This window comes from Streptomyces litchfieldiae, assembly GCF_031845365.1.
GTDB lineage: Bacteria > Actinomycetota > Actinomycetes > Streptomycetales > Streptomycetaceae > Streptomyces > Streptomyces litchfieldiae.
Map to the genome: position 1 here is coordinate 147,115 of NZ_JAVREL010000015.1, position 23,352 is coordinate 170,466.

Genomic DNA, 23,352 nt, shown 5'->3' on the forward strand with positions numbered 1-23,352 from the left:
GGGCCGCACGAAACACTTACGGCAGCCGGGCCGGGCGCACCCGCCCCGCCCCGGCCGGGAGGAGGCGCTGGGTGATCGAGCTCGACGGAGTTCCCGAGCTGGTCGACCCGGTCATGGTGGCCGCGTTCGAGGGCTGGAACGATGCTGGTGACGCCGCCTCCGCCGCGGTCGCTCATCTGGAGCGGGAGTGGAAGGGAGAAGTGTTCGCGGCGCTGGACGCCGAGGACTACTACGACTTCCAGGTCAACCGGCCGCACATCTGGCTGGACGGCGGAGTACGCCGCATCACCTGGCCGACGACCAGGCTGTCCGTGGTGCGGATCGGCTCGGAGAACGGTCCGGTCAGACGGCGGGACCTGGTCCTGGTGCGCGGCATCGAGCCGAGCATGCGCTGGCGTTCGTTCTGCAACGAGATCCTGGGATTCGCCCATGAGCTGGGCGTGGAGATGGTGGTGGTGCTCGGCGCCCTGCTGGGAGACACCCCGCACACGCGTCCGGTGCCCGTCACCAGCGTGACGTCCGACGAGGATCTGGCCCGCAAGCTGGACCTGGAGGAGTCGCGGTACGAGGGGCCCACCGGGATCGTCGGCATCCTCCAGGAGGCGTGCAGCCACGCGGGCGTGCCCGCGGTGACGCTGTGGGCGGCCGTTCCGCACTATGTGGCGCAGCCGCCCAACCCCAAGGCGTCGCTGGCCCTGTTGCACTCGCTGGAGGACCTGCTGGGCGTGGGCATCCCGCTGGGCGACCTGCCCGAGGACTCGCGCGCGTGGCAGATCGGCGTGGACCAACTGGCCGCCGAGGACAGCGAGGTGGCCGAGTACGTGAAGTCGCTGGAGGAGGCGCGGGACACCGCGGAGCTGCCCGAGGCGTCCGGCGAGGCCATCGCCAAGGAGTTCGAACGGTATCTGCGCCGGCGCGACGGGCAGCCGCCCGCGGGCGGGGATCCGGGCTCCTACCTGCGGGATCCGGGCAGTGGCCGCACCAGACCCCGCAGACGGCCGCCCGAGGGGGACCAGGGACCGCAGGAGCCCGGGTCAGCGGACTCCGACGACTGACGGTCCGGCAGGACCGGAGCCGTCGGAGCCCGCTTGCGTGCCGGGGCCGGGCCGGTGCTAGAGGGCCACGCCGAGCAGCGCGTCCACGGCCCGGGACACCACGCCGGTGGCACCGGTGTCGCTGCCGCCGCCGCGGGCCTGGGCCGCCGCCCAGCGGTCCACGGCGGCGAGCGCGGCGGGGGCGTCGAGGTCGTCGGCGAGGGCCGCGCGGATCTCCTCGACCACCTCGCCGGCCGGCGGCCCGTCCGGCCGGGAGACGGCCGCCCGCCAGCGGGCCAGCCGGTCCACGGCGGCCGTCAGCTCGGCGGCCGTCCACTCCCAGTCGGTCCGGAAGTGGTGGGCCAGCAGGGCCAGCCGGATGGCGGCCGGGTCGACCCCGTCCCGCCGCAACTGTGAGACGAGGACCAGGTTCCCCTTGGACTTGGACATCTTCTCGCCCTGGTAGCCCACCATCCCGGCGTGCACATAGGAGTGGGCGAACGGGTGCTCGCCGGTGAGCACGTGCGCGTGCGAGGCGCCCATCTCGTGGTGCGGGAAGACGAGGTCGGACCCGCCGCCCTGCATGTCGAAGCCCATGCCGAGCCGGTCCAGGGCGATGGCGACGCACTCGATGTGCCACCCCGGCCGCCCCGGGCCCAGCGACGCGCCGTCCCAGGAGGGCTCCCCGGGGCGGGCGGCGCGCCACAGCAGCGGGTCCAGCGCGTTCTTCTTGCCGGGCCGCTCCGGGTCCCCGCCGCGCTCCGCCGACAGCGCGCGCATCGTCGGGGCGTCCAGCCCGGAGACGGCGCCGAAGTGGCGGTCGGACTCCACCGAGAAGTAGACGTCCCCGTCGAGGTCGTAGGCGGCGCCCGCCTCGCGCAGGCGCTCCACCAGGGGAACGATCGCCGGTATGGACTCCACCGCGCCCACGTAGGCGGCCGGCGGCAGGATCCGCAGCGCCGTCATGTCCTCCCGGAACAGGGCGGTCTCGCGCTCGGCGAGCGCGGTCCAGTCCTCGCCGGTGGCGGCGGCCCGCTCCAGCAGCGGATCGTCCACGTCGGTGACGTTCTGCACATAGTGCACCTGGCGCTTGGTGTCGAGCCAGACCCGCTGGACGAGGTCGAACGCGGTGTAGGTGGCCGCGTGGCCCATATGGGTCGCGTCGTAGGGGGTGATGCCACAGACGTAGAGCCGGGCGACGGGGCCGGGGCTGAGGGTCACCCGGGCGTTGGTCGCGGTGTCGTGAACCGCGAGATCACGGCCCTGACCGGGCAGGACGGGAACCTTGGAGGCTGGCCAGGCATACATGCCCCGAGCCTAACCGTCCGCTGTCTCCGCTTCGACAGGGCCGGGCCCGGTTGTCACACCAGCGGCCAGGGAATCGCGGGCCACTCCCCCGTCGGGCCCGGGTGCCGGCCGGTGCGCAGCAGGGCCGCGGTCCGTTCGCGCAGGGCCTCGCACTCGGCCGCCGTGATCAGCTCGCGCAGCCGGGCCAACAGCGGGCGGCCCTCGGCCAGTTCGGCGCCGAGCGCGGCCAGGGCGGCGCGCACGGGGGCGGGCAGCGCCTCGCCGGCCCAGCCCCACAGCAGGGTGCGCAGCTTGTTGTCGGTGTGGAACGTGACGCCGTGGTCGATGCCGTACAGCCGGCCGTCGGGCAGCGGCAGCAGATGGCCGCCCTTGCGGTCCCCGTTGTTGATCACCGCGTCCAGGGCGGCGATCCGGCGCAGCCGCTCGTCGTCGGCGTGCACCAGCAGGGCGGTGCGGCCCGCGCCGACCTCGGCGAACCCGACGGCCTTCCAGCCCGGCTCCGGCTCCTCGGCGTCGATCAGCGCCAGCAACTGGGCCGGATCCGGGCCGGCCTCCTCGGCGTCCGGCGCGGGGCCGACCCACAACTGGCACATGCCCGCGCCCAGCGGGCCGTCCCGCAGGACCGTGGGCGGCACCACGTCCCAGCCCAGCGCCCGGGACACCTCGTAGGCGGCGACCTCGCGCTGTGCCAGGGTGCCGTCGGGGAAGTCCCACAGCGGGCGCTCCCCGGCGACCGGCTTGTAGACGCAGGGCAGCCGCTGACCGGCCAGCTCCGCGGTGGCGTAGAGAACGGCGTTGGACGCGTCCACGATGCGGCCGTGCACGGTCAACTCGCCGTCGGCCAGCACCTCGTCCGCCGTCAGACGCGGCTGCGGCGGTATCCGTTCTGGCGCGGACATACGTGTCCCTCCGGGTCGAGCGGCAGACTGCACAGCGGGCAGGGCGGCCGGCCGGCGTTGACCACCTCCAGGGCGCGCTTGGCGAACGCCCGGGCCATCGTTCCGCTGAGCCGGACGCGCAGCATGGGCGGGCCGTTCTCGTCGTCGCGCAGCAGCCGCTCCTCCGCCTCGGCGAAGGCCTCCTCGGTGTCGGCTTCCAGTTCGACGAGGGCCTGGGCCTCGACGATCATGCGCTCGCTGTCGCTGTCCCAGGCGAGCGCCATGGTGCCGACGCGGAACTCCTCCTCGACGGGGGTTTCCAGGGGGCCGCTGTCGGTGAGCTCGGCCGGGGCGACCGCCGGCACGGTGGTGTTGCCGCCGGACCGCCGCACCACCTCGTCGAGGAGCTCGTCGATACGCTCGGCGAGCGCCTCCACCTGGGCCTTCTCCAGGGCCACGCTGGTCGTGCGGCCGCCCGCCGATGCCTGGAGAAAGAAGGTACGGCGGCCAGGCAGCCCCACCGTCCCGGCGACAAAGCGTTCGGGAGGGTCGTAGAGGAACACCTGACGGGACACGTACTGCTCCGTGGGGTCGACTGCTTGAGACACTGGCACCCTACTGCGCTTCGCGATCACCGTGGCTAGGCACCACCGCCCACCGGGGCCTCGGTGGCCTCGGCGGTGTCCCGCGTGGCCTCCTCGGTGTGCGGAACGAACTCGGTGAGGTCGCCCGTGTCGCCGAATCGCAGCAGCAGAGGCGGCTGTCCGTACCGGATGGCGGTGATGGACGCCGGGTGCGGAACGATGCGCTGGAAGAGGTCGAGGTGCACGCCGAGCGCGTCCGCCACGATCGCCTTGATGTTGTCGCCGTGGGTGCACATCAGCCACACGGCGTCCGCGCCGTGCGCGGCCTCGATCCGGGCGTCCCAGTCCCGCGCCGCGTCGACCACACGGGCCTGCACGGCGCGCAACGACTCGCCGCCCGGGAAGGTGACGGCGGAGGGCTGGCTGCGGACGGTGGCCATCAGCGGCTCCTCGGCGAGCTCCTTGAGCGTCCGATTGGTCCACTGCCCGTAGTCGCACTCGATGACACGCTCATCGGCGTGCACCGGCAGACCGGGGCGGGCGGTGCGCAGCGGCGCCAGGGTCTCCGCGCAGCGCTCGAGGGGGCTGTGCACGGCGGCGGCCAGCGGGATTCCCGCCAGCCGCGCGGGGAGCGCGGCGGCCTGGGCGGCGCCGTGCTCGTCGAGCCGGACCCCGGGGGTCCGGCCCGCGAGCAGACCGGAGGAGTTGGCGGTGGTCCGGCCGTGCCGGAGGAGCAGCAGGGTGGGCATGCCGCCAGGGTAGGTCAGGCGAGACCGGCGAGTTCGAGCGCTTCGGCCCCGGCGCGCAGCGACGCGATGCGCTCCGGGAGCGTGAAACCGGCCGGGGCCAGCGACAGGGTCGTCACGCCGGCCTCGGCGTAGGCCCGCATGCGGTCAGCGATCCGTTCCCGGGAGCCGATCAGCGTGGTGGAGTCGATGAGCCGGTGCGGAACGGCCGCGGCGGCGGCGTTCTTGTCCCCGGCGAGGTAGAGGTCCTGGATCTCGGCGGCCTCCTTCTCGTACCCCATGCGCCGGGCCAGCCGGTTGTAGAAGTTCTGCTCGCGGCTGCCCATGCCGCCGACGTAGAGCGCGGTGTACGGGCGGAAGTGGTCGGCCAGCGCGGTCAGATCGTCGCCGACGGCCATGGGAACGGTCGGCACGATGTCAAAACCGTCCAGGTCCAGTCCGGCCTTGGCGCGCCCGGCGCGCACCGGCGCCAGCGTCGTCTCCTCCGCGTGCTCCGGCGCGAAGAAGACCAGCAGCGCGCCGTCCGCGATCTCGCCGGTCTGGGTGAGGTTCCTGGGGCCGATGGCGGCGATGTACAGCGGGATGCGCTCCCGCACCGGGTGCACGGTGAGCCGCAGCGGCTTCCCCGGGCCGCCGGGCAGCGGCAGCGTCCAGTGCTCGCCGTCGTGGGTCAGCCGTTCGCGGGACATCGCCTTGCGGACGATCTCGACGTACTCGCGGGTGCGGGCGAGGGGCTTGTCGAACCCGACGCCGTACCAGCCCTCGGAGACCTGCGGCCCGGACACCCCGAGGCCAAGGCGGAACCGCCCGCCGGAGAGGGCGTCCAGAGTGGCGGCGGTCATCGCGGTCATGGCCGGGGCGCGGGCCGGGATCTGGAGGATGCCGGAGCCCACGTCGATGCTCCGCGTCTGGGCGGCGACCCAGGCGAGCACCGTGGGGGCGTCCGAGCCGTAGGCCTCGGCGGCCCAGCAGACCGCGTAGCCGAGCCGGTCGGCCTCCTGGGCCACGGCGAGATTGTCCGCGTCCATCCCGGCTCCCCAGTAGCCCAGATTGATTCCGAGTCGCATTCGCGCTCCTCCAGCCGTTCTTACCGTCCAGTAACCCACCGGTCCCCCGGACTGTAACGCGCCGCCGCAAGTACGCTCAACGCCCATGGATCTCAGGCACCTGGGCCGGACCGGCCTGCGCGTCTCCCGCCTCGGACTCGGCACCCTCACCTGGGGGAGGGACACCGGGGAACAGGATGCCTCGGAGCTGCTGAAGACGTTCTGGGAGGCCGGCGGCACCCTGGTGGACACCGCCGACGTCTACGCGGACGGCGGCGCGGAGTATCTGCTGGGCCGGCTGCTCGGCGGCCTGGTGCCGCGGCGCGACCTCGTCATCGCGACGAAGGCGGGCAGCGTGCCGGACCCCGACCGCCGCTTCGACGCCTCGCGCGGCCATCTGCTGTCCGCGCTGGACGCCTCCCTGGAACGCCTGGGCACCGAGTACGTGGACCTGTGGCAGGTCCACGCCTTCGATCCCGCCACGCCCCTGGAGGAGACGCTCCAGGCGCTGGAGACGGCGGTCGGCAGCGGGCGGGCCCGCTACGCCGGGGTGTCCAACTTCTGCGGCTGGCAGCTCGCCAAGGCCGCCACCTGGCAACTGGCGGCGCCGGGCGCGCGGACCCGGCTGGCCAGCACGCAGATGGAGTACTCGCTGCTCCAGCGCGGAGTGGAACGCGAGGTGCTGCCCGCCGCGCTCGATCTGGGCATCGGGCTGCTGCCCTCCTCGCCGCTGGGCCGCGGGGTGCTCACCGGCAAGTACCGGCAGGGCGCGCTGCCGCCCGGTTCCCGGGGCGCGTCCGAGCAGTTGGCGCCGTTCGTCGCGCCGTACCTGGACGAGGCGGCGGGCCGGATCGTGGACGCGGTGTCGATAGCGGCCGACGGGCTCGCGGTCACGCCGTTGCAGGTGGCGCTGGCCTGGGTGCGGGACCGACCCGGGGTGGCGGCGCCGATCGTGGGGGCGCGCACGGCACGGCAGCTCGCCGAGGCGTTGTCAGTGGAGGACCTTAGCCTTCCGGAAGAGATCCGGCGGGCGCTGGACGATGTGTCGGCGCCCGTGCACCGCTACCCCGACCAGGACTGGAGCTCGCTGTGACCGCCGAGAACGCCACGCCTCCCCAGGACCCGGCCGCCGAACTGCGCGCCGCCGTGCGGGCCGTGGAGCGCGGCGAGCGTTCCGCCGCCGACTTCTTCACCCGGCCCGCGCCGCCGCCGCGCGCCGCGGCCCGCCGCCCGGCGGGCGAGGGCGCCCCGCCACGCCTCGTGTCCGTTCCCGCGGACGTCCCGGCGCTGCTGGCGGCGGGCGGCGCCCCGGAGTCCCTGGCGCCCAGGGTGGTGTCGGCGCTGGGCGAGGGCGCGGCCGAGGAGTTGCGCGCCGACCCGTGGCGGCTGCTCGCGGTGGCCGGCGTCCGCCCAGAGCAGGCGGACGGCTTCGCCCGCGCGTTGCTGGGCGACGACTGCGCCCCGGACGACGAGCGCCGCACCCGCGCGCTGACGGTCTGGCTGCTGGAGCGCGCCGCGCTCGCCGGGCACACCGCGCTGGAGCCCGCGGCGATCGCGAAGGGCCTGGTCGGGCACGCGGTGCCGGACCCCGACGCCGCGGTGCGCGACGCGATCGAGGCGGGCGCGGTGCTGGTCCTCCAGCACGCGGTGGCCGACCGGCCGGCCGGCGGCGAGGAGGAGGCGCCGGTGCGGGTGCTGCTCGGCCTGGACCGGTACGCCCTGGCCGAGGAGAGCCTGGCGGACGGACTGGCCCGGCTGGGCGCCACGTTCGGCTCCGCGCCCGGGGGCGACGCGGACTGGGCGGCGGCGGCCGGCGCGGCGCCCTCGGCGTCCGCCGCCGAGCTGATCCGGGCCGCGGCCGGCGCCGCGCTCGTCGTGCACACGGGCGGGGAGGCGGCCCGGGCGGAGCCGGCCGCGCTCGTCGCGGCGGCCCGTTCGCTGGGCCTGCGCGCGTACGCCGCCACACACACCGAGGACGGCCGGCGGCGGCTGGCGGCGGCGCTGCCGGACGGCGCGGCGGTGACGGTGACCGGGCTGCTGACCGGCGCCGAGGGCCCCGAGCGGGACGCCGAGGGGCTGCTGCCCGTCGATCTGCTCGCCGTGCTCGACGCCGCCCAGCTCGGCGCGGAGGCCACCGCCGCGCTGGTCGAGTCGCTGCCCGACGGCGCCCGGCTGGTGCTCAGCGGCGATCCCCTGCTGCTCGGCGCGGCCGGCCCGGGCCAGGTGCTCACGGACGTGCTGGGCGCCGGCCTCTGCCCGCACATCGCCTCCCGGACGCCGGACCCGGGTCCGGTCGGGGAGCTGGTGTCGGGCATCGGCGTCGGCGAGTTGGCGCAGGTGGCCGCTCCGGAGAACGAGGTGGTGACCGTGCCGGTGCGCGACGCGGGCGAGGCCGTGCACCGCACGGTCCAGCTCGTCGCGGACTCCGTCCCGCGCGCCTTCGGCGTGCCCGCGGAGGAGGTGCGGGTCATCACCCCCGGCCATGGCGGCGCGGCGGGCACGCGCGCGCTGAACGCCGCGCTGAAGGACCGTCTCAACCCCGGCCCCGGCCGGTTCGGCGGGTTCGACCCCGGTGACCGGGTCGCGCACTCCCCCGCCCCGGGGCGGACGCGGCTGGCGACGGTGGCCGACGCCGACGCCGAGGGCCTGTGGCTGACGGACTCGGACGGCCGGTTCCGGGTGGCCCGGGAGGCCGTTGCCGACACGGTGCGGCACGGCTGGGCCATCACCGCGCACCAGGCGGCCGGGAGCCGCTGGCCGGCGGCCGTGGTGGTGCTGCCGGGCGACGCGGCCCCGGTCATCGACCGGCCCTGGGTCTACACGGCGTTCAGCCGCGGCGAGCGCCACCTGTCCGTGGTGCAGGGGGCCGGTCCGGCGCTCGCCCAGGCGGTCGGCGAGCGGCCCGGGGAGCCGCGGACGACGCGTCTGCGCGCGCTGCTGGCCGAGCAGGCGGCCGCCTCGGCCCCCGCCGACTAGGGCCTGTATCGAGTTCCCGGTCGGATCAGCCCGCGGCGTCAGACGCGGTGCATCGCAAGGCACCGGATCGCAGCTCATACCCGGCCGTATTCGCGCGATTCGGCTGGGGGCACCTCCCAGACGGAGTCTGGGGGAGCGGCGAGGTGCCGTGACTGGCGTCGCGGGCCCGGGCGGGAACTCGATACAGGCCCTAGGGGCCCGTCCGGCCGACCGACGGGCCCTCCCCGATGTCGCGGCCCTATTGCACGGCGTCCAAGTCGTCCTCCTCGAAGGCCTCGCTGATGTCGAAGCGGCAGATGACCCGTTCGGGATCGACCGAGTCGAAGGGGGCGGCCAGCCACTCCCCCGGCTCCGCGGGTTCGTCGGAAGCGGTCACCCACAGCGTGGAGTCGCCCTCCTCCAGGCCGAACTCCTTGTAACGGGTGGCGATCTCGTCCGGATCGAACTCGCCGAACAGCACGCCCAGCGCGGCCTGCATGCTCCGGCCGGCGGCCTCCTCGCCTTCGGGCGCCGTCTCGTCGGCGGCCTCCGGGTCGAGTTCGGCGACGCGTTGTGCCTGGGCCAGCAGCCGCCGGGGCTCGACAACCGTGTAGTCCCGGCGGATGAACACGCTCAGCGCGTCCGGTTCCTCCGGGCCCGCGTAGACCGAACCGCCGTCCGTCTCGGGCACTTCGAAGGGAGTGACCTCGTCATAGACGTCGTACAGCAGCTCGTCGTACGCCTCGCCCGCGGCGGCCATCTCGTTGAACGCGGTGAACACCGCGGCATCCGCCTCGGCTCCCGCTTCGGGCGCGGAGGCACGCCGTTCGATGGCGGCGAGGTGCCGGTCGATCGCCTCTTTGAGCGCGTCGGCGGCGGCACGGACTTGGGCAGCCGTGGGCTGCACAGCATCAGACATGGTGCAGACGGTATCGGCATCCAGGGCTTGCCCGCACAATAGATGCGATGCCGGAATATGAGTTTCGCGATGTGTACGTGCCGCGTGGGGTCTCCCGCGCCGCCGCCGTCCGCCTGCTGACCGACCACGCGGAGTACGGCCACTGGGAGTTGGCCCGTCTTCGCCTGTACCCCGATGGAAGCCGCCGGGTCCGACTGCGCCGGCGCATCATCCGCCAGCTCCGAGCCACATGGTGACGAGTGGGCCCCGCCTCCGGGCGGGACCCACTCGTGCGAACGATGCCGCGACCGCTCAGCCGCGGTGCGCCATCCTGCCGCGCCGGTAGAGCACCACGCCGCCAATCAGCAGCCCGGCGCCCATCGGGAGCGCCGCGGCGATCGGCAGACCGCCACCGGTCGCCGCGAGCTGCGGGATGTCCGACTCGTCCTCGCCCTCGTCGTCCTCGACGGTGACCGGGGTGTCCGCGGGCGCGGGCTCCTCGTCGACCGGCTCGCCGCCGTCCAGCGGCTGGTCCGCCACGGGGGCGGGCAGCGTCTCGGGCTGCTCCGTCTGGGGCGCGTCCGGCTGCGGCTGCTCGCCGTTGACGCAGCTATTGCCGAAGACGGGGCTGAGCAGACCGACCAGCGAAACGCTGTTGCCGCAGGCGTTCACCGGCACATTGACCGGGACCTGGGCGGAGTTGCCCGAGATCACGCCGGGCGACCCGTGCGTCTCGGCGTCCGCGTGGGCGCCGCTTCCGCCCCCGCCGCCGTGTCCGTGACCGACGTTGGCGCAGTTGTTCCCGAACGCCGGGTTAAGCACGCCGACCACATTCACAGTGTTTCCGCACAAATTGACCGGCACCTCGACCGGAACCTGAACGGAATTGCCCGAGCCGACGCCCGGAGAGTTCGCCGCGCCGCCCTCGGCGTTGGAGTCGGCGTACGAGGTGCCGCCCGACAACGCCAGCAAGCCGCCGGCGGCGGCAACGGTGATCAGGCCCTTTTTCGTGACCTGTCGCATGGTGATTCCCCTGCCTAGTTCTTGTGGGACGCGGGGTGGGGGGTGAGGGCACCCGCGCCCGCCCGTCAAGCTGAACGACCCCGGAGCGCGCAGCTCGCACTCCGGGGCCGCGGCTCAAGCCCTCATGGAATGGGGCGCGGGCCTCAGTGGTTGATGCAGGTGTTGCCGAAGGCGGGGTTCAGCAGGCCGACGATGGAAACGGTGTTCCCGCAGACATTGATCGGCACGTGGATGGGCACCTGGACAACGTTGCCGGAGATGACACCGGGAGAGCCCACCGCGGCGCCCTTGGCGTTGGAGTCCGCGGTGGCCAGGCCCGCACCAGCCAGCATCAGGCCGCTGGTGGCAGCCGCGACGGCGACGACCTTCTTGATCATTCTTCCTCCTTGTTGACAATGCGGTCCCAGCCGGGGACTGCACTTGCTGCAACGAGAGAGGTGAAACAAGGGCACGAAACGTCGCGTTCTTTCACTCAGCTTGAGGAACGACGCACATTTGGTCGATTCCGGACGGCGGAAACCCCCTAGCACTGGTCGAGGAACCGGTCCAGCACGCGAACGCCGAACTTCAGCCCGTCAACCGGCACCCGCTCGTCGACACCGTGGAACATGCCCGCGAAGTCCAGCTCCGGCGGCAGCTTCAGCGGCGCGAACCCGAAGCCGCGGATGCCCAGATCGTCGAACGACTTGGCGTCCGTGCCCCCGGAGAGCATGTACGGAACGGCGCGCGCGACCGGGTCCTCGGCCTGGAGGGCGGACTGCATGGCGTCGACCAGGGCGCCGTCGAACGTCGTCTCCAGCGCCTTGTCCGAGTGCACGTCCTCACGCTTGACGCGCGGGCCGAGGATCCGGTCGAGATCGGCCAGGAACTCCTCCTCGAACCCCGGCAGGAAACGCCCGTCCACGTGCGCGGTCGCCTGGCCCGGGATGACGTTGACCTTGTAGCCGGCGCCGAGCTGGGTGGGCGCGGCGGTGTTCTGGAGCGTGGCGCCGATGATCTTGGCGATCCCGCCGAGCCGGGCCAGCGTCTCCTCCATGTCCTCCGGGTCCAGCTCGACGCCGAGGGCGTCGGAGAGCTCGTCCAGGAAGGACCGCACGGTCTTGGTCACCCGCACCGGGAACTTGTGCCGGCCGAGCCGGGCCACGGCCTCGCACAGCTCGGTGATGGCGTTGTCGTTGTTGGTCATGGACCCGTGCCCGGCGGTGCCCTCGACCGTGAGGCGCATCCAGTGCATGCCCTTCTGAGCGGTTTCGATCAGATAGAGCCGGAGGTTTTCGTTCACGGTGAACGAGAAGCCACCGACCTCGCTGATCGCCTCGGTCACGCCCTCGAAGAGCTCGGGGTGGTGATCGACGAGGTACCGCGCGCCGTACAGCCCGCCGGCCTCCTCGTCCGCCAGGAAGGCGACCACGACGTCCCGGGGCGGCTTGCGGCCCGAGCGCAACCGGTCCCGGATGACGGCGAGGGTCATGGCGTCCATGTCCTTCATGTCGACGGCGCCGCGTCCCCACACGCACCCGTCGGCGATCTCGCCGGAGAACGGGTGGTGGGTCCAGTCGGCGGCGTTCGCCGGCACCACATCGGTGTGCCCATGGATGAGCAGCGCGGGCCGCGAGGGGTCGGCCCCCTCGATCCGCGCCACGGTCGACGCCCGGCCCGGGTGCGACTCGAAGATGCGCGGTTCGAGCCCGACCTCGGCCAGTTGCTCGGCCACGTACTCGGCGGCGGCGCGCTCGCCGGGGCCGGAGTGGTCCCCGTAGTTGCTCGTGTCGATCCGGATCAGGTCACGGCAGAGACCGACGACCTCGTCCTCCGCGCTCCGGCTGCCTGCGGTACCTTCCCGTGTCGGGCTCGTCTGGCTCACGCTGCCTCCTCGTGCGATGGTGTCCGCCCCCATCCTCCCCCGTCGGCGCACCACCCCCAAGGCCCGCTTCCCCGGGGCCCGGAGGGAGATCAAGCCCCCCGGACTTTGCTATGGTTTCCCCACGTCGCCCCGGCTCCCACACCGCGGCGCGCACACCCTGTCCGGGTGGCGGAATGGCAGACGCGCTAGCTTGAGGTGCTAGTGCCCGTTTAAGGGCGTGGGGGTTCAAGTCCCCCCTCGGACACCACGGGTAATTCACGTAATTGCCCAGGTCAGATTGACAGAACCCCCGCTCTGGAGATGTCCGGAGCGGGGGTTCGTTGCTGTGGGTGAGGGGTGGGACCTGGGATAGCGGATGACCTATCCGTGCGCCCGCTATGCGTGGTTTTATCCGACTGGTGGGGCTGCTCTGATGCTGCTCGACCAACGTGCGGGAGAGGTGCCGACGCATTTCCGGGCAGGGCGAGGCGACCACTTGGTGCAGGGGATGGTGGGGCGCTTGCGGGTGGGTCAGCTCGGTGGTGTGCCGGCGAGAGTGGTGAGTGAACCGCCCCGGGGCCGGTGGAGACCGGGTTCATTGCGCTTCGGCGTGAACTCTATCAGAGTAGAAGGCGTTCTCGTATTCTTCCGGTGTCACATTCCCGATCGCGCTGTGGATTCTGCGGTGGTTGTACCAGTCCACCCATTCGAGCGTGGCGAGTTCGAGATCATCGAGCGTGCGCCACGGCCCTCGCCGGCGTACAAGCTCCGTCTTGTATAGCCCGATCACCGATTCGGCGAGGGCGTTGTCGTATGAGTCTCCGGTCGAGCCGACGGATGGTCTGCAACCGGCTTCCACGAGCCGTTCGGTGTAACGGATGGATGTATATTGCGAGCCGCGATCAGAGTGATGTATCAACTCCTTGAGCGCGTCGTCACGATGCCACACCGCCATTTCCAGGGCATCGAGCGGGAGGTCGGTACGCATATGTGCAGCGGCGCGCCATCCTACGATTCTCCTGGAATACACATCGACGACGAACGCGACATACGCCATACCGGACCAGGTCGCCACGTAGGTGGGGTCCGCCACCCACAGGCGGTTCGGGCGCTCGGCGGCGAACACGCGCTTCACCAGGTCAGCCGACCGCTGGGCGGCCGGATCAGGCACAGTGGTGCGCCGCCTGGCCCCGCCGCGCAGGGCCCCGGCCAGGCCCAGCGTCCGCATGAGGCGCTCGACGGTGCACCGCGCCACGTCAATGCCCTCGCGGCGCAACTGCCGCCAGACCTTCCGCGCGCCGTAGACACCGTAGTTCTCCTCGTACACGCGTGATATCTCCTTGCACAGCTCCTCGTCGCGAAGAGACCGCGCTGAGCGTGGCCGCGTCTTCGCCGCGTAGTAGGTGGACGGAGCAACCTGTATCTGCGCACAGATCGGCTCGACTCCGTACGTCTCCCTGTGCTCATCGACGAATTCGACTAGCGTGGCGGTCGCGGGTCGAGCTCCCGCGCGAAGAAAGCCGAGGCAGCTTTCAGAATCTCGTTAGCCCGCCGCAGCTCGCGGTTTTCTCGCTCCAGTTCCGCGGTCCGCTGCGCATCAGCAGTGGACGTTCCCGGACGCTCTCCTGAGTCGATTTCAGCACGGCTGACCCAGTTCCGCAGAGTCTCGCGGTTGATTCCCAACTGGTCCGCCACACGGGCGATGGCGCCGGCCTTTTGTCCGGACCGCTCACGCGTCTCGAACACGAGGCGCACCACGCGCTCACGCAGCTCGTCCGGGTACTTCTTGGGTGCGGGCATGGTCCTGATCCTCCCAGGCTTGGCGGTCCCCACCACAGCCGGGGCGGTTCAGTCTTGCCCGCTCCGAGGAACCCGGACAGGACGGTGACGGGCAGTCGCTCGAACGCCATCGCCGGTCAGCCCTCGGGGCGCAGCAGCCCGCGCTGGTACGCCCTGACCAGTCGCCGCGGTACCAGATGGGTGGAGCCGTCGATCATGATCGGTACGAGCTGCGGCGTGAGGGCCTTCCACTGGGCGCGGCGGTGACGGGTGTTGCTACGGGACATCTTCCGCTTGGGGACGGCCATGAGGTCTCCTCGGTGGGTGGGCGCCACAACGGCACAAAGGCTACATGAAAATGGGACCCATTATTATCTGGTCGAGGCGGCTCCGTGGATGCGTGGCGGCGGCCGGCGACCAGGCCCAGCAGGCGCAGCTGGTGGGAGACGGCGGACTGCTCCATGCCGATGGCGGCGGCGAGTTCGGTCACGGGGTGCGGGGATTGGTGAGGATCAGCAGGCGGGAGGGCGTGGCCAGGGGCCCGGAGCGTGGCGGCGACCAAGGCCACGGTGGTCTCGTCGTGGCGCGCGGCCGCGAGAAACTCGCGGCGGGGTGCCTCACCGGCGTGCGCCTGGTGCGCCGCCGGGCCGGCCGGTCAGACCCGCTCCTTCCGGGGAATGCCGGCGATCAGCCCCCGCGATCCGGGTCTGCCTTCCGTCAGGTGCAGCACCTCGTCGGCCAGATACCGGGTCACCTGGCTGCTGTGGGTGATCAGCACGATGCCGAGGCCGTGGGAGTCGCTGAGGCCGGCGAGGAGTTCCAGGATCGCCGTGCCGGTCACCGCGTCCAGTGCGGCGGTGACCTCGTCGCAGATCAGCAGCCGGGGCCGGGCGGCCAGGGCGCGGGCCAGGGCCACGCGTTGGCGTTCGCCGCCGGAGAGTTCGCCCGGCATCCGGCGGGCGTGGTCGGCGGGCAGCCGGACCATGTCCAGCAGCCGGGTGATCTCCGCCGTCAGTTCGCCCCGGCCGCGTATGCCGTGGAACAGGCGCAGGGGCCGGGTCAGCGCGGTGTGGACGTCCTGCCTGGGATGGAGGGCGCCGGCCGGGTCCTGGGCGACGAGTTGGAGGGCGGCGCGCTCGGCCTGGGTACGGGAGCGGATGTCCGGCGCGAGCGCGGTGTTCCCGAGCAGGATGGTTCCTCGCGTGGGCGGGTGGAGACCGGCCAGGGACCGCGCCAGCGTGCTCTTCCCGGCTCCCGAGGCGCCGACCACGACGAGGCACCGGCCAGCGTACGCGTCCAGCGACACCTCGCGCAGCACGTCGGCGCCGCCGGGATAACGAACCGTGAGATCCCGGACGCGGAGCAGGGGGACGGCGGGCGGGGTGTCGGAAGCACTTGCCGGGCGCGGCGGGCGTTGCGCCGCCGTGGCCGCAACCAGGGCCCTGGCCTGGGGCGACACCGGCGAGGCCAGCAGGTCGGCGTGAGGTGCGTCGTCCACCACGTGGCCGTCCGCGAAGACCAGCACGCGGTCCACCGCGTCGGCCACCGCGTCGAGGTCGTGGGTGATCCACAGCAAGGAGACACCGGCGTTCCGCAGGCCGATCAGCTCGCCCCGGATGTCGCGGGCGGCGTCGGCGTCCAGCGCGCTGGTCGGCTCGTCCAGTACCAGCAGCCGTGGGCGGCGGGCCAGCGCGGACGCCAGGGCGACCCGCTGCTGCTGGCCGCCGGAGAGCTGGTGCGGATAGCGGCCGGCCAGCCCGGGGTCGAGGCCCACCCGGGTCAGCAACCGGGCCACCGAGTCCCCTCGTTCGGCACGTGGTGGCCTGCCGAGGGCGGTCAGGAGGATGGACGACACCCGCCGGTAGGGGTTCAGGGAGGCGCTCGGGTCCTGGCCGAGATAGCCGGCCAGCCCACCGCGCAGGCCCGGGGGTGGCACGGGCAGCATGTCCCGCCCGGCGAGGCGGACAGTGCCTGCGGTGTGCCGCAAGCCGTCCCGCAGGTGCCCGAGCACGGCCAGCGCGGTGGTCGTCTTTCCCGAACCCGAGGCGCCGGCCACGGCGATCGACTCGCCCGCGCGCAGGGTGAAGTCGACTCCTTGGAGGACGGCCCGGTCCCCGGCTCGCACCCACAGGTCCGAGACGGCCACCAGAGGGCCGTTCATGCTGCCACCGTCCGCCACCGCCGCAGCACGTCATCGGCCAGCAGGTTGACGCACACGCCGAGTGCCGCCACCAGCAGCACCGGGACGGCGAGCGCGGTCGGCTGGAGGGCGGCGCCGGGCAGCGCCTCGGCGATCAGCAGGCCCCAGTCCGTCTGCCCCACGCCGAGACCGAGGAATCCCGCGGCGGTGACCAGGTAGATGGCGCCGACGAAGCGGAGGCCCAGGTCGGCGGCGGCCGGGCCCGCGACGAGTGGCAGCAGTTCCCGGCCGAGCAGCCAGGCGGTGCTCTCGCCCCGCGCCACGGCCGCCTCGACGTGTCCCCGGCTCACCGCCTGGGCCGCCGCCGCGCGGACGACCCGCGCCGACAGCGGAGCGCCGGCCACCGCGACGGCGGCGATGACCCCGGCACGCCCGGGCAGCGCCGTGAGGGCCAGCAGCAGCACGAACAGCGGAGGCAGGGCGGCGACGGCGTCCAGCGGGCGCAGCACCACGCCTTCCGCCCAGGCCCGCCGGGCGCCGGCCAGCGCGGCCCACAGCCCCGCCGTGACGCCGATCAGCGAGCCGAGCACGGCGGCCGCCAGGCTCGTGGCCAGCATGGGCAGTCCACCGGACAGCACCCGGGAGAGCACGTCACGCCCCAGGTGGTCGGTACCGAGCGGCGCCGTGCCACCCGGTGCCTCGTAGGGGACGCCGACCGGGCTGGTCGGTGAGTGCGGTGCGAGCAGCGGGCCGAGCAGGGCCATCGCGAGGAGCAGGAGCAGCACCGCCGCGCTGGTCGCCGTGATCGCCGGTCTTCCGGTGCCCGTTCCGGTCCTGTCTGTCATCGGCCGGCCGTCCGCAGCACGGGGGTGAGGGCCCGGGTGCTCAGGTCGGCGGCGAAGAGCGCCAGCAGCATGACGCCGCCCAGCAGCATCGCCAGGGCCTGGACGACGGGGAGGTCGCCGCTTTGCACCGCCCTGATCAGGACGTCTCCGATGCCGGGGTAGCCGAAGACGCGCTCGACGAGGACGGCGCCGCCGATGAGCCCGGCGCCGGTGGTCAGCCAGACCTGCAGCGCGACCGGGAGGACCGCGGGCAGCACGCCCTCGCGCAGCACCGTGCGGGGCGGGAGTCCGTTGATCCGCATGAACTCCACGTGCGGGGCGCGCGCGGCGGCGGCGGTGGCGGCCCGGATCAGCCGTGTGGCGTAGGCCAGTCCCAGCAGGAGCAGGCTGAGGACCGGCAGGACCAGGACCTCGGGGACCGACAGCGGGCTGGCACCGGCGGGCACCAGGGACACCGCCGGGAGCCAGCCGAGAGTGACCGCGAAGAGGAGCACCAGCCCGCCGGCCACCACGAACTCGGGCACGGCGGCCAGCAGCAGCATCCCCGTCGTCACCGCGCGGTCCACCGCCCGACCCTGGCGCAGACCGGCCGCGACGCCGAGCAGCAGCGAGCCGGGGACCAGCACGGCGAGTGTCAGGCCCGCGAGCAGCAGCGAGTTGCCGAGCCGCTCGGACAGCAACTCGCCGACGGGCCGGCCTTCGGCCGAAGTGCCCAGGTCGCCGCGGAGCAGGCCGGTCACCCACTCGCCGTAGCGCTCGGCCAGGGGACGGTCGAGGCCGAGCCTGGCCCGGGCCTCGGCCACCTCTGCGGGCCCCAGCCCGCCGAGGCGGGCGGTCGCCGGATCGCCGGGCAGCAGGTCCGTGCCGGCGAACACCACCACGGACAGCAGGAGCAGCAGGCCGCCGGTGACGGCGAGCCGTCCGGCGAGCAGGCGTATCGCGCGGTGCGCCATGTCACGTCGTGTCATGCGGTGAAGCCCGCCTCGCCGACATACGGGTACTTCGGCGACTCGCGCACCTCAACGCCGGTGAGATCCTCGCGGGCGAGGCTGAGCACGTCGCCAAGACCCCACACCACCCAGTTGCCCCGGTCGGCCATGACCTCCTGCGCGGCGCGCCAGGCCCGGGCCCGCTCGCCCTCCCGCGTCGCGGCGGCGGCGTCCGCGAGCGCCTGCTCCAGCTCCTCGTCCTCGAAGGCAAGTGAGGGGAACGCGGCCGATCGGTTGTAGATCACGTGCAGCAGGAAGGGCCCGAGCGTGAACGCCAGTGCGTCGGCTGCGGCGATCCCCTCTGGGTCGAAGTATTCGGTGCTGCTGACGATCTGCGCCCGCGCGTCGAGCCCGAGCTCCCGCAGCTGCTCGACGAAGAGCTCGGTGGAGGCGTTGAGCCCCACCTCGTAGTCGCCGCTGCGGATGGTCAGCCGCGCGCCGTCGGCGCCGGCCTCGGCGAGCAGCGCGCGCGCCCGGTCGGTGTCGCGCTCCAGCGCCGGGATGCCGTCGGCGAAGTACTGGGCGCCGTGGCCGAACAGGTCGTTGCCCGGCGTTCCGTAGCCGAGAAAGACGGTGTCCACCAGCGCCTGCCGGTCCACGCCCAGCCGCAGCGCCATCCGCACCCGGGGGTCGGCCATCAGCTCGCGTGTGGTGTTGAGCACGAAGCCGTAGCCGTGCCGGTGGCCAGCCCCGGCGTCACGGACCTCAAGGCCCGCCGCGCCCGCACCGGTCCGGGCGGCGGTGTAGGGGATGTCCGAGGCGTAGTCGACCTGCCCTCCCTGGGCGGCGTTCACCCGGGCCTGGGCCTCGTCGACGCTGACGATGACCAGCTCGTCGGCGGGCGCGGGTCCGCCCCAGTAGTCCTCGTAGCGGGTCAGCCGCGCCTCGCGGCCCGCCTCGAAGGCCGTGACGCGGAAGGCCCCGGTGCCCAGCACCTCCCCCGGGGAGAACGAGGTCGTCCCCTCCTTGATGACCGTCATGGCGGCTCCGGCCAGCAGCGTCGCCGGGTCTCCGACCGGCCGGAGCGTCGGCACGGTGAGCGTGAGCTCGCCGTCGGCCGAGACCCGCTCGATGTCCAGGTACGCGGGCAGCTCACTGGCGAACGTGCGGCCGGGGCCGGTGAGGTACGCCAGGCTGTAGGCGACATCGGCCGCCGTCAGGGGCGAGCCGTCGTGCCAGGTCACGTTCTGGCGCAGCGTCAGTGTGAACGACATGGCGTCGGCCGCCGGTTCGGCGCTGACCGCGAGGGCAGGCGACGGCGCGCCGTCGAGGACGTTGAAGAGCCGGTCGAACAGCACCAGGCCACGGACCAGGTCGGCCGGGCTGTACGCGGCGAACGGGTCCAGGCTCTCGCCCGCGCCGCCACCGGCGAACGCGAGCCTGACCGTGCCGCCCCGGCGCGGGGCGGCGGTCCCGGCACCCTCGACCGGCCCTGCCGAGCCGTCCGACGACGAGCCGCAGGCAGCGAGCAGTGACCAGCCGGCCACCGCGCCAGCGGTCATCCCCGTCAGGCGCAGCACATCACGACGAGTCCACGACATAACGTACCTCCGTACGCAAAAATTAGGGTTACCTTACTTCGCGAGACATGCCACGAGGGTTGCTCGCTCCCACTTCATCGTGGACTCTTCCGAAGAGTAAACGACATCTGTTTTCATCTAATCATGCGTACTATGTACGCTCTCGGGCTCGCTGCCAAGGGATGGAGGAACACCGCCGTGACATCCACCGACCCCGGGGCGGCGCTGACGCGCGTCGTGACCCCGGTGCGCTCCCGGCTGGCCGCCGCGATCGCGCTCGCCGCGCTCGGCGCCGTCCTCGGCGTCGCCGGCTTCGCGCTGATCGCCCTAGCCCTCCGGGAGTTGCTCGACGCCGATCCCGACGGGCAGGCCGTGGCCGCGCAGCTGGCCGGCGCTCTCGCCGGGCTGCTGGCCCGGTTCGGCCTGCGCGCGGCGTCCTTCCACGTCTCGCACCTGGCCTCGTTCGACCTGGAGGTCCACCTGCGCACCCAGCTCGCCGGGCACCTCGGGCGCATCCCGCTCGGCGAGGTCCAGCGCCTGGGCTCCGGAGCGGTCAAGAAGGTCGTCCAGGACGACGTCCGCGCCCTGCACATCGCCGTGGCCGACTCCACGCCGCTGCTGGGCTTCACCCTTGCCCAGCCGGTGGCCGCCCTCGCCGCCCTGGGCCTCATCGACTGGCGGCTGCTGCTCGCGGTGCTGGCCACCGTGCCGATCGTGATGACCGGCATGCGGCTGGCGACCAGGGACTTCGCCGCGAACCGGCGCCGCTATGACGAGGCGAACGAGGCCATCAACGCCGCTGTCGTCGAGTTCGTGCAGGGCATGCCGGTGGTCCGCACCTTCGACGACGGGACCCAGTCCTTCCGGCGCTTCGCGCGGCGCGTGGACGACTTCACCGCCGCGACCTCCGCCTGGCAGGACAGCACCCGACCCGTGATGATCTACACCAGGCTGGCCATGGCCCCACTGCCGACTCTCGCCATCGTGCTGGCCTGCGGCATCTGGCTGACGGCCAACGGCACCATCTCGCCCGCCGACCTGCTCGGCGCCCTGATCCTCGGCACGCTGCCCGTCGAGTCGGTCCTGCCGCTGATGTACCTCTCCCACCACATCAACGAGTCGAAAGCCGGCGCCGCCAGGATCGCCGAGCTGCTGGGCATCCCCCCGCTGCCGGAACCCGCCCAGCCGCGCGAGCCGGCCGACGGCTCCGTCCGCTTCCACGGCGTGCGCTTCTCCTACGGCCGGGGCGGAGACGCCGACGGCGCGCGCCTCGCCCTGGACGGCGTGGACCTGGACATCCCGGACGGCACGGTCTGCGCGCTCGTCGGCGTCTCCGGCTCCGGCAAATCCACCATCGCGCGGCTCATCCCCCGCTTCTGGGACGTCACCGAGGGCGAGGTGAGCATCGGCGGCGTGGACGTGCGGCAGATCACCTCCGAACGCCTGCTGCGGCAGGTGGCCCTCGTCTTCCAGGACCCCTTCCTGCTCGCCGACACCGTCGCCGAGAACATCCGACTGGCCCGCCCCGACGCCACCGAGGAGGAGATGCACGCCGCCGCCCGCGCCGCGCAGGCCCACGACTTCATCGTGCATGAACTCCCCCAGGGCTACGACACCCCCGTCGGCGAACGCGGCGCCCGGCTCTCGGGCGGCCAGCGGCAGCGCATCACCATCGCCCGCGCCATGCTCTCCGACGCGCCCGTCGTCGTACTCGACGAGGCCACGGCCTTCGCCGACCCCGAGAACGAGGCCGCCATCCAGGAAGGCATCGCCCGCCTCACCCGCGGCAGGACCGTCGTGGTCATCGCCCACCGCCTTTCCACCGTGGTGGACGCGGACCAGATCATCGTGCTCGACCAGGGCCGGGTCGCCGAACGCGGCACCCACCCGCAACTGCTCGCCGCCGACGGCCGCTACGCCCGGCTGTGGGACCACCACCAACGCGCCCGCTCCTGGGGACTGGGAGCGGGACTGGGCCTCGACACCACGGCGGTGAACCGATGAGAAGAATCTTGCGCCTGATGATGCTCGCCGCGGGCGGCTACCGCCGCGAGTTCCGCCGCGCCCTGCGCTCCTCGCTCCTCGCCTCCCTCGCCCAGGCCGCGGCCTACGCCACCCTCATCCCCCTGCTGTACGAACTCACCCGCGACCCGGTCGACGAGGCCACCGCCTGGGCCTGGTTCGCCGCCTTCATCGCCTGCTACGCCGTCGAGCTGGCACTGCGCCTGGACGAGCTCCGCTTCCAGTACGGCACGTGGGCCGAGGTGGTGGCCGACGTACGGCTACGGGTGGGCGAGAAGCTGCGCACCATGCCGCAGCGGGAACTGGAACGGCGCGCGGCGGGCGACCTCACCACCGTCGTCGGCGGCAACGTCGCCAACGCCACCATGGGCGCCTCCGCGATCGGGCTGCTCTTCACGCAGCTGGTCGCCGTGCCCACCGTGCTCGGCGTGGTGATCCTGGTGACCGACTGGCGGCTCGGCCTCGTGCTCGCCGTCTCCACCCCGTTCGCCGCGTTCCTCGTCCGCCGGATACAACGCCGTGCCGGCACCGGCTTCCGGCGCCTGGACACCGCCGACGCGGCCGCCGCCAACCGCATCGTGGAGTACGTCCAGGGCCTGCCGGTACTCAAGGCCGCCGGCCAGACGGGACCCTCCTCCCGGCGGCTGGTGGCCGCGCTGAAGGACCAGGGGGAGGAGATGACACACTTTCAGAACCGGCTGACCTGGCCCGCCCTGCTGGCCTCAAGCTTCGTCCAGCTCTGCCTCGTCGCCATGGTCGCCGTCGGCGCCGCCCTCGTGCTCGACCTCGACATGTCCGCCCCCCTGCTGATCGCCGTCACCGCAGGCGCCGCCCGCTTCGCCGAACCCCTGGCCACCGCCTCCACCATGACCTCCGTCTTCGAGATGACCGACGCCGCCCTGGAGCGGGTGGGCGAGGTGCTGGACACCCGTCCGCTGCCGGTCGCGGAACCACCCACCCCCATCACCGGCCACGAACTCTCCTTCGAGAACGTCACCTTCGGCTACGACGACGGCACACCGATCCTGCGCGGCGTCTCCTTCACCGCCCCCCAACGCAGCCTCACCGCGCTCGTCGGACCCTCCGGCTCCGGCAAGACCACCATCACCCGGCTCCTCACCCGCTACGCCGACCCCGCCACCGGCACCGTACGGATCGGCGGCACCGACCTGCGAGGCGCCGACCCCGCCGAGATCTACCGCCAGGTCTCCGTCGTCTTCCAGGACGTCTACCTCTTCGACGACACCATCCGCGCCAACATCGCCATGGCCAGGCCCGAGGCCGACGACGAGGAGATCAAGACCGCCGCCCGCGCGGCGGGCGTGCACGACTTCGTCTCCCGGCTGCCGCACGGCTACAACACCCCGGTCGGCGAGATCGGCGGCTCCCTCTCCGGCGGCGAAAGGCAGCGCCTCTCCATCGCCCGCGCCATCCTGAAGAACGCCCCCATCGTCCTGCTCGACGAACCGACCGCCGCGCTCGACACCGAGAGCGAGGTGACCGTCCAAAGGGCCATCGACGCCCTCGTGGCGGACAAGACCGTCCTCGTCATCGCGCACCGGCTGACCACCGTGGCGGGCGCCGACCAGATCCTGGTCCTGGACGACGGCCGCATCACCGAACGCGGCACCCACCGCGAACTGCTCGCCGCCGAGGGCCGGTACGCCGCCATGTGGGCCGCCCAGACCAGGGCACGCCACTGGCGCGTCCCCGCCTCCGGCGCGGCCGGCTGACCACCGTGC

At 72.9% G+C, this 23,352-nt stretch carries 21 protein-coding genes, 1 tRNA gene, 1 pseudogene and 1 other annotated feature; of the genes and pseudogenes, 7 read left to right on the forward strand and 16 right to left on the reverse strand.

Translation table 11 applies throughout. From position 1 onward, the window contains the following. The first annotated feature begins 71 nt into the window (after window positions 1-71). Window positions 72-1,055, forward strand: a complete 984-nt coding sequence (locus tag RM590_RS24295) for a PAC2 family protein (RefSeq protein WP_311706822.1) — start codon at window positions 72-74, stop codon at window positions 1,053-1,055. A 57-nt stretch (window positions 1,056-1,112) separates the two neighbouring features. Here the strand turns inward: RM590_RS24295 and mshC are convergent, their stop codons facing one another. The 5 genes from mshC to RM590_RS24320 form a co-directional block, all read right to left on the reverse strand. After that, entirely contained in the window at window positions 1,113-2,342 is a 1,230-nt protein-coding gene (gene mshC / locus RM590_RS24300) for a cysteine--1-D-myo-inosityl 2-amino-2-deoxy-alpha-D-glucopyranoside ligase (RefSeq protein WP_311706823.1), read from the reverse strand. A 53-nt stretch (window positions 2,343-2,395) separates the two neighbouring features. Continuing rightward, entirely contained in the window at window positions 2,396-3,241 is an 846-nt protein-coding gene (locus RM590_RS24305) for an SCO1664 family protein (protein ID WP_311706824.1), read from the reverse strand. Beyond that, window positions 3,202-3,795: a DUF3090 domain-containing protein gene (locus tag RM590_RS24310; RefSeq protein WP_311706825.1), complete on the reverse strand. Its 594-nt coding sequence runs from the start codon at window positions 3,793-3,795 to the stop codon at window positions 3,202-3,204. Before RM590_RS24310 ends, RM590_RS24305 begins: the two co-directional genes overlap by 40 nt. A gap of 65 nt (window positions 3,796-3,860) precedes the next feature. Continuing rightward, complete coding sequence (locus RM590_RS24315; RefSeq protein ID WP_311706826.1) at window positions 3,861-4,553, reverse strand: MSMEG_4193 family putative phosphomutase; 693 nt, start codon at window positions 4,551-4,553, stop codon at window positions 3,861-3,863. Window positions 4,554-4,567: 14 nt separating this feature from the next. Beyond that, the gene (locus RM590_RS24320; RefSeq protein ID WP_311706827.1) at window positions 4,568-5,617 is read right to left on the reverse strand and encodes an LLM class F420-dependent oxidoreductase; all 1,050 of its coding nucleotides are present in this window, start codon (window positions 5,615-5,617) and stop codon (window positions 4,568-4,570) included. 85 nt (window positions 5,618-5,702) lie between these two features. On the opposite strand from RM590_RS24320, the gene RM590_RS24325 reads away from it, so the two are divergent. After that, window positions 5,703-6,689: an aldo/keto reductase gene (locus tag RM590_RS24325; protein WP_311706828.1), complete on the forward strand. Its 987-nt coding sequence runs from the start codon at window positions 5,703-5,705 to the stop codon at window positions 6,687-6,689. After that, window positions 6,674-8,572: a helix-hairpin-helix domain-containing protein gene (locus RM590_RS24330; protein WP_394813963.1), complete on the forward strand. Its 1,899-nt coding sequence runs from the start codon at window positions 6,674-6,676 to the stop codon at window positions 8,570-8,572. Before RM590_RS24325 ends, RM590_RS24330 begins: the two co-directional genes overlap by 16 nt. Window positions 8,573-8,810: 238 nt before the next feature. Here RM590_RS24330 and RM590_RS24335 read toward each other — a convergent pair whose 3' ends face one another. Continuing rightward, window positions 8,811-9,470 (reverse strand): hypothetical protein, encoded by a 660-nt coding sequence (locus tag RM590_RS24335; RefSeq protein WP_311706830.1) that lies wholly within the window; start codon window positions 9,468-9,470, stop codon window positions 8,811-8,813. A gap of 47 nt (window positions 9,471-9,517) precedes the next feature. Between RM590_RS24335 and RM590_RS24340 the strand changes: the two genes are divergently transcribed. Beyond that, window positions 9,518-9,706, forward strand: coding sequence for a DUF5703 family protein (locus RM590_RS24340; RefSeq protein WP_311706831.1), 189 nt, complete (start codon window positions 9,518-9,520; stop codon window positions 9,704-9,706). A 55-nt stretch (window positions 9,707-9,761) separates the two neighbouring features. Here the strand turns inward: RM590_RS24340 and RM590_RS24345 are convergent, their stop codons facing one another. From RM590_RS24345 to RM590_RS24355, 3 genes are all read right to left on the reverse strand, one after another. Continuing rightward, the gene (locus RM590_RS24345) at window positions 9,762-10,472 is read right to left on the reverse strand and encodes a chaplin (protein ID WP_311706832.1); all 711 of its coding nucleotides are present in this window, start codon (window positions 10,470-10,472) and stop codon (window positions 9,762-9,764) included. Between the two features lie 143 nt (window positions 10,473-10,615). After that, window positions 10,616-10,849: a chaplin gene (locus tag RM590_RS24350; RefSeq protein WP_311706833.1), complete on the reverse strand. Its 234-nt coding sequence runs from the start codon at window positions 10,847-10,849 to the stop codon at window positions 10,616-10,618. A 146-nt stretch (window positions 10,850-10,995) separates the two neighbouring features. Continuing rightward, complete coding sequence (locus tag RM590_RS24355; RefSeq protein ID WP_311706834.1) at window positions 10,996-12,336, reverse strand: M20/M25/M40 family metallo-hydrolase; 1,341 nt, start codon at window positions 12,334-12,336, stop codon at window positions 10,996-10,998. 159 nt (window positions 12,337-12,495) lie between these two features. Between RM590_RS24355 and RM590_RS24360 the strand changes: the two genes are divergently transcribed. Beyond that, a tRNA-Leu gene (locus tag RM590_RS24360) sits at window positions 12,496-12,583 on the forward strand. A 327-nt stretch (window positions 12,584-12,910) separates the two neighbouring features. On the opposite strand, the gene RM590_RS24365 is transcribed toward RM590_RS24360, so the two are convergent. From RM590_RS24365 to RM590_RS24395, 7 genes and pseudogenes are all read right to left on the reverse strand, one after another. Then, a protein-coding gene (locus RM590_RS24365) for an IS3 family transposase (RefSeq protein WP_311706835.1) occupies window positions 12,911-14,115 on the reverse strand; the annotation gives its coding sequence in 2 pieces (ribosomal slippage) (window positions 12,911-13,836 and window positions 13,836-14,115; 1,206 coding nt in all). Next, window positions 13,724-13,837 (reverse strand) — a sequence feature (AL1L pseudoknot). It overlaps the preceding gene by 114 nt. A gap of 116 nt (window positions 14,116-14,231) precedes the next feature. Continuing rightward, complete coding sequence (gene rpmF / locus RM590_RS24370) at window positions 14,232-14,402, reverse strand: 50S ribosomal protein L32 (protein ID WP_311706836.1); 171 nt, start codon at window positions 14,400-14,402, stop codon at window positions 14,232-14,234. A 128-nt stretch (window positions 14,403-14,530) separates the two neighbouring features. Continuing rightward, window positions 14,531-14,662, reverse strand: a pseudogene (locus RM590_RS24375) (transcriptional regulator); the annotation flags it as partial. A gap of 87 nt (window positions 14,663-14,749) precedes the next feature. Further along, window positions 14,750-16,255, reverse strand: coding sequence for an ABC transporter ATP-binding protein (locus tag RM590_RS24380; protein ID WP_311706837.1), 1,506 nt, complete (start codon window positions 16,253-16,255; stop codon window positions 14,750-14,752). Further along, window positions 16,252-17,079 carry an ABC transporter permease subunit gene (locus RM590_RS24385; protein ID WP_311706838.1) on the reverse strand — a complete coding sequence of 276 codons (828 nt, stop codon included), beginning with the start codon at window positions 17,077-17,079 and terminating at the stop codon, window positions 16,252-16,254. Before RM590_RS24385 ends, RM590_RS24380 begins: the two co-directional genes overlap by 4 nt. Further along, window positions 17,076-18,047 carry an ABC transporter permease gene (locus RM590_RS24390; protein ID WP_311706839.1) on the reverse strand — a complete coding sequence of 324 codons (972 nt, stop codon included), beginning with the start codon at window positions 18,045-18,047 and terminating at the stop codon, window positions 17,076-17,078. Before RM590_RS24390 ends, RM590_RS24385 begins: the two co-directional genes overlap by 4 nt. Then, window positions 18,044-19,609: an ABC transporter substrate-binding protein gene (locus tag RM590_RS24395; RefSeq protein ID WP_311706840.1), complete on the reverse strand. Its 1,566-nt coding sequence runs from the start codon at window positions 19,607-19,609 to the stop codon at window positions 18,044-18,046. The genes RM590_RS24390 and RM590_RS24395 overlap by 4 nt, the downstream gene beginning before the upstream one ends. Before the next feature lie 177 nt (window positions 19,610-19,786). Here RM590_RS24395 and RM590_RS24400 point away from each other — a divergent pair, with 177 nt between their 5' ends. Continuing rightward, entirely contained in the window at window positions 19,787-21,592 is a 1,806-nt protein-coding gene (locus RM590_RS24400; protein ID WP_311706841.1) for an ABC transporter ATP-binding protein, read from the forward strand. After that, on the forward strand, window positions 21,589-23,343 hold the full coding sequence (locus tag RM590_RS24405; RefSeq protein ID WP_311706842.1) for an ABC transporter ATP-binding protein: 1,755 nt from the start codon (window positions 21,589-21,591) through the stop codon (window positions 23,341-23,343). Before RM590_RS24400 ends, RM590_RS24405 begins: the two co-directional genes overlap by 4 nt. Window positions 23,344-23,352 lie beyond the last annotated feature (9 nt).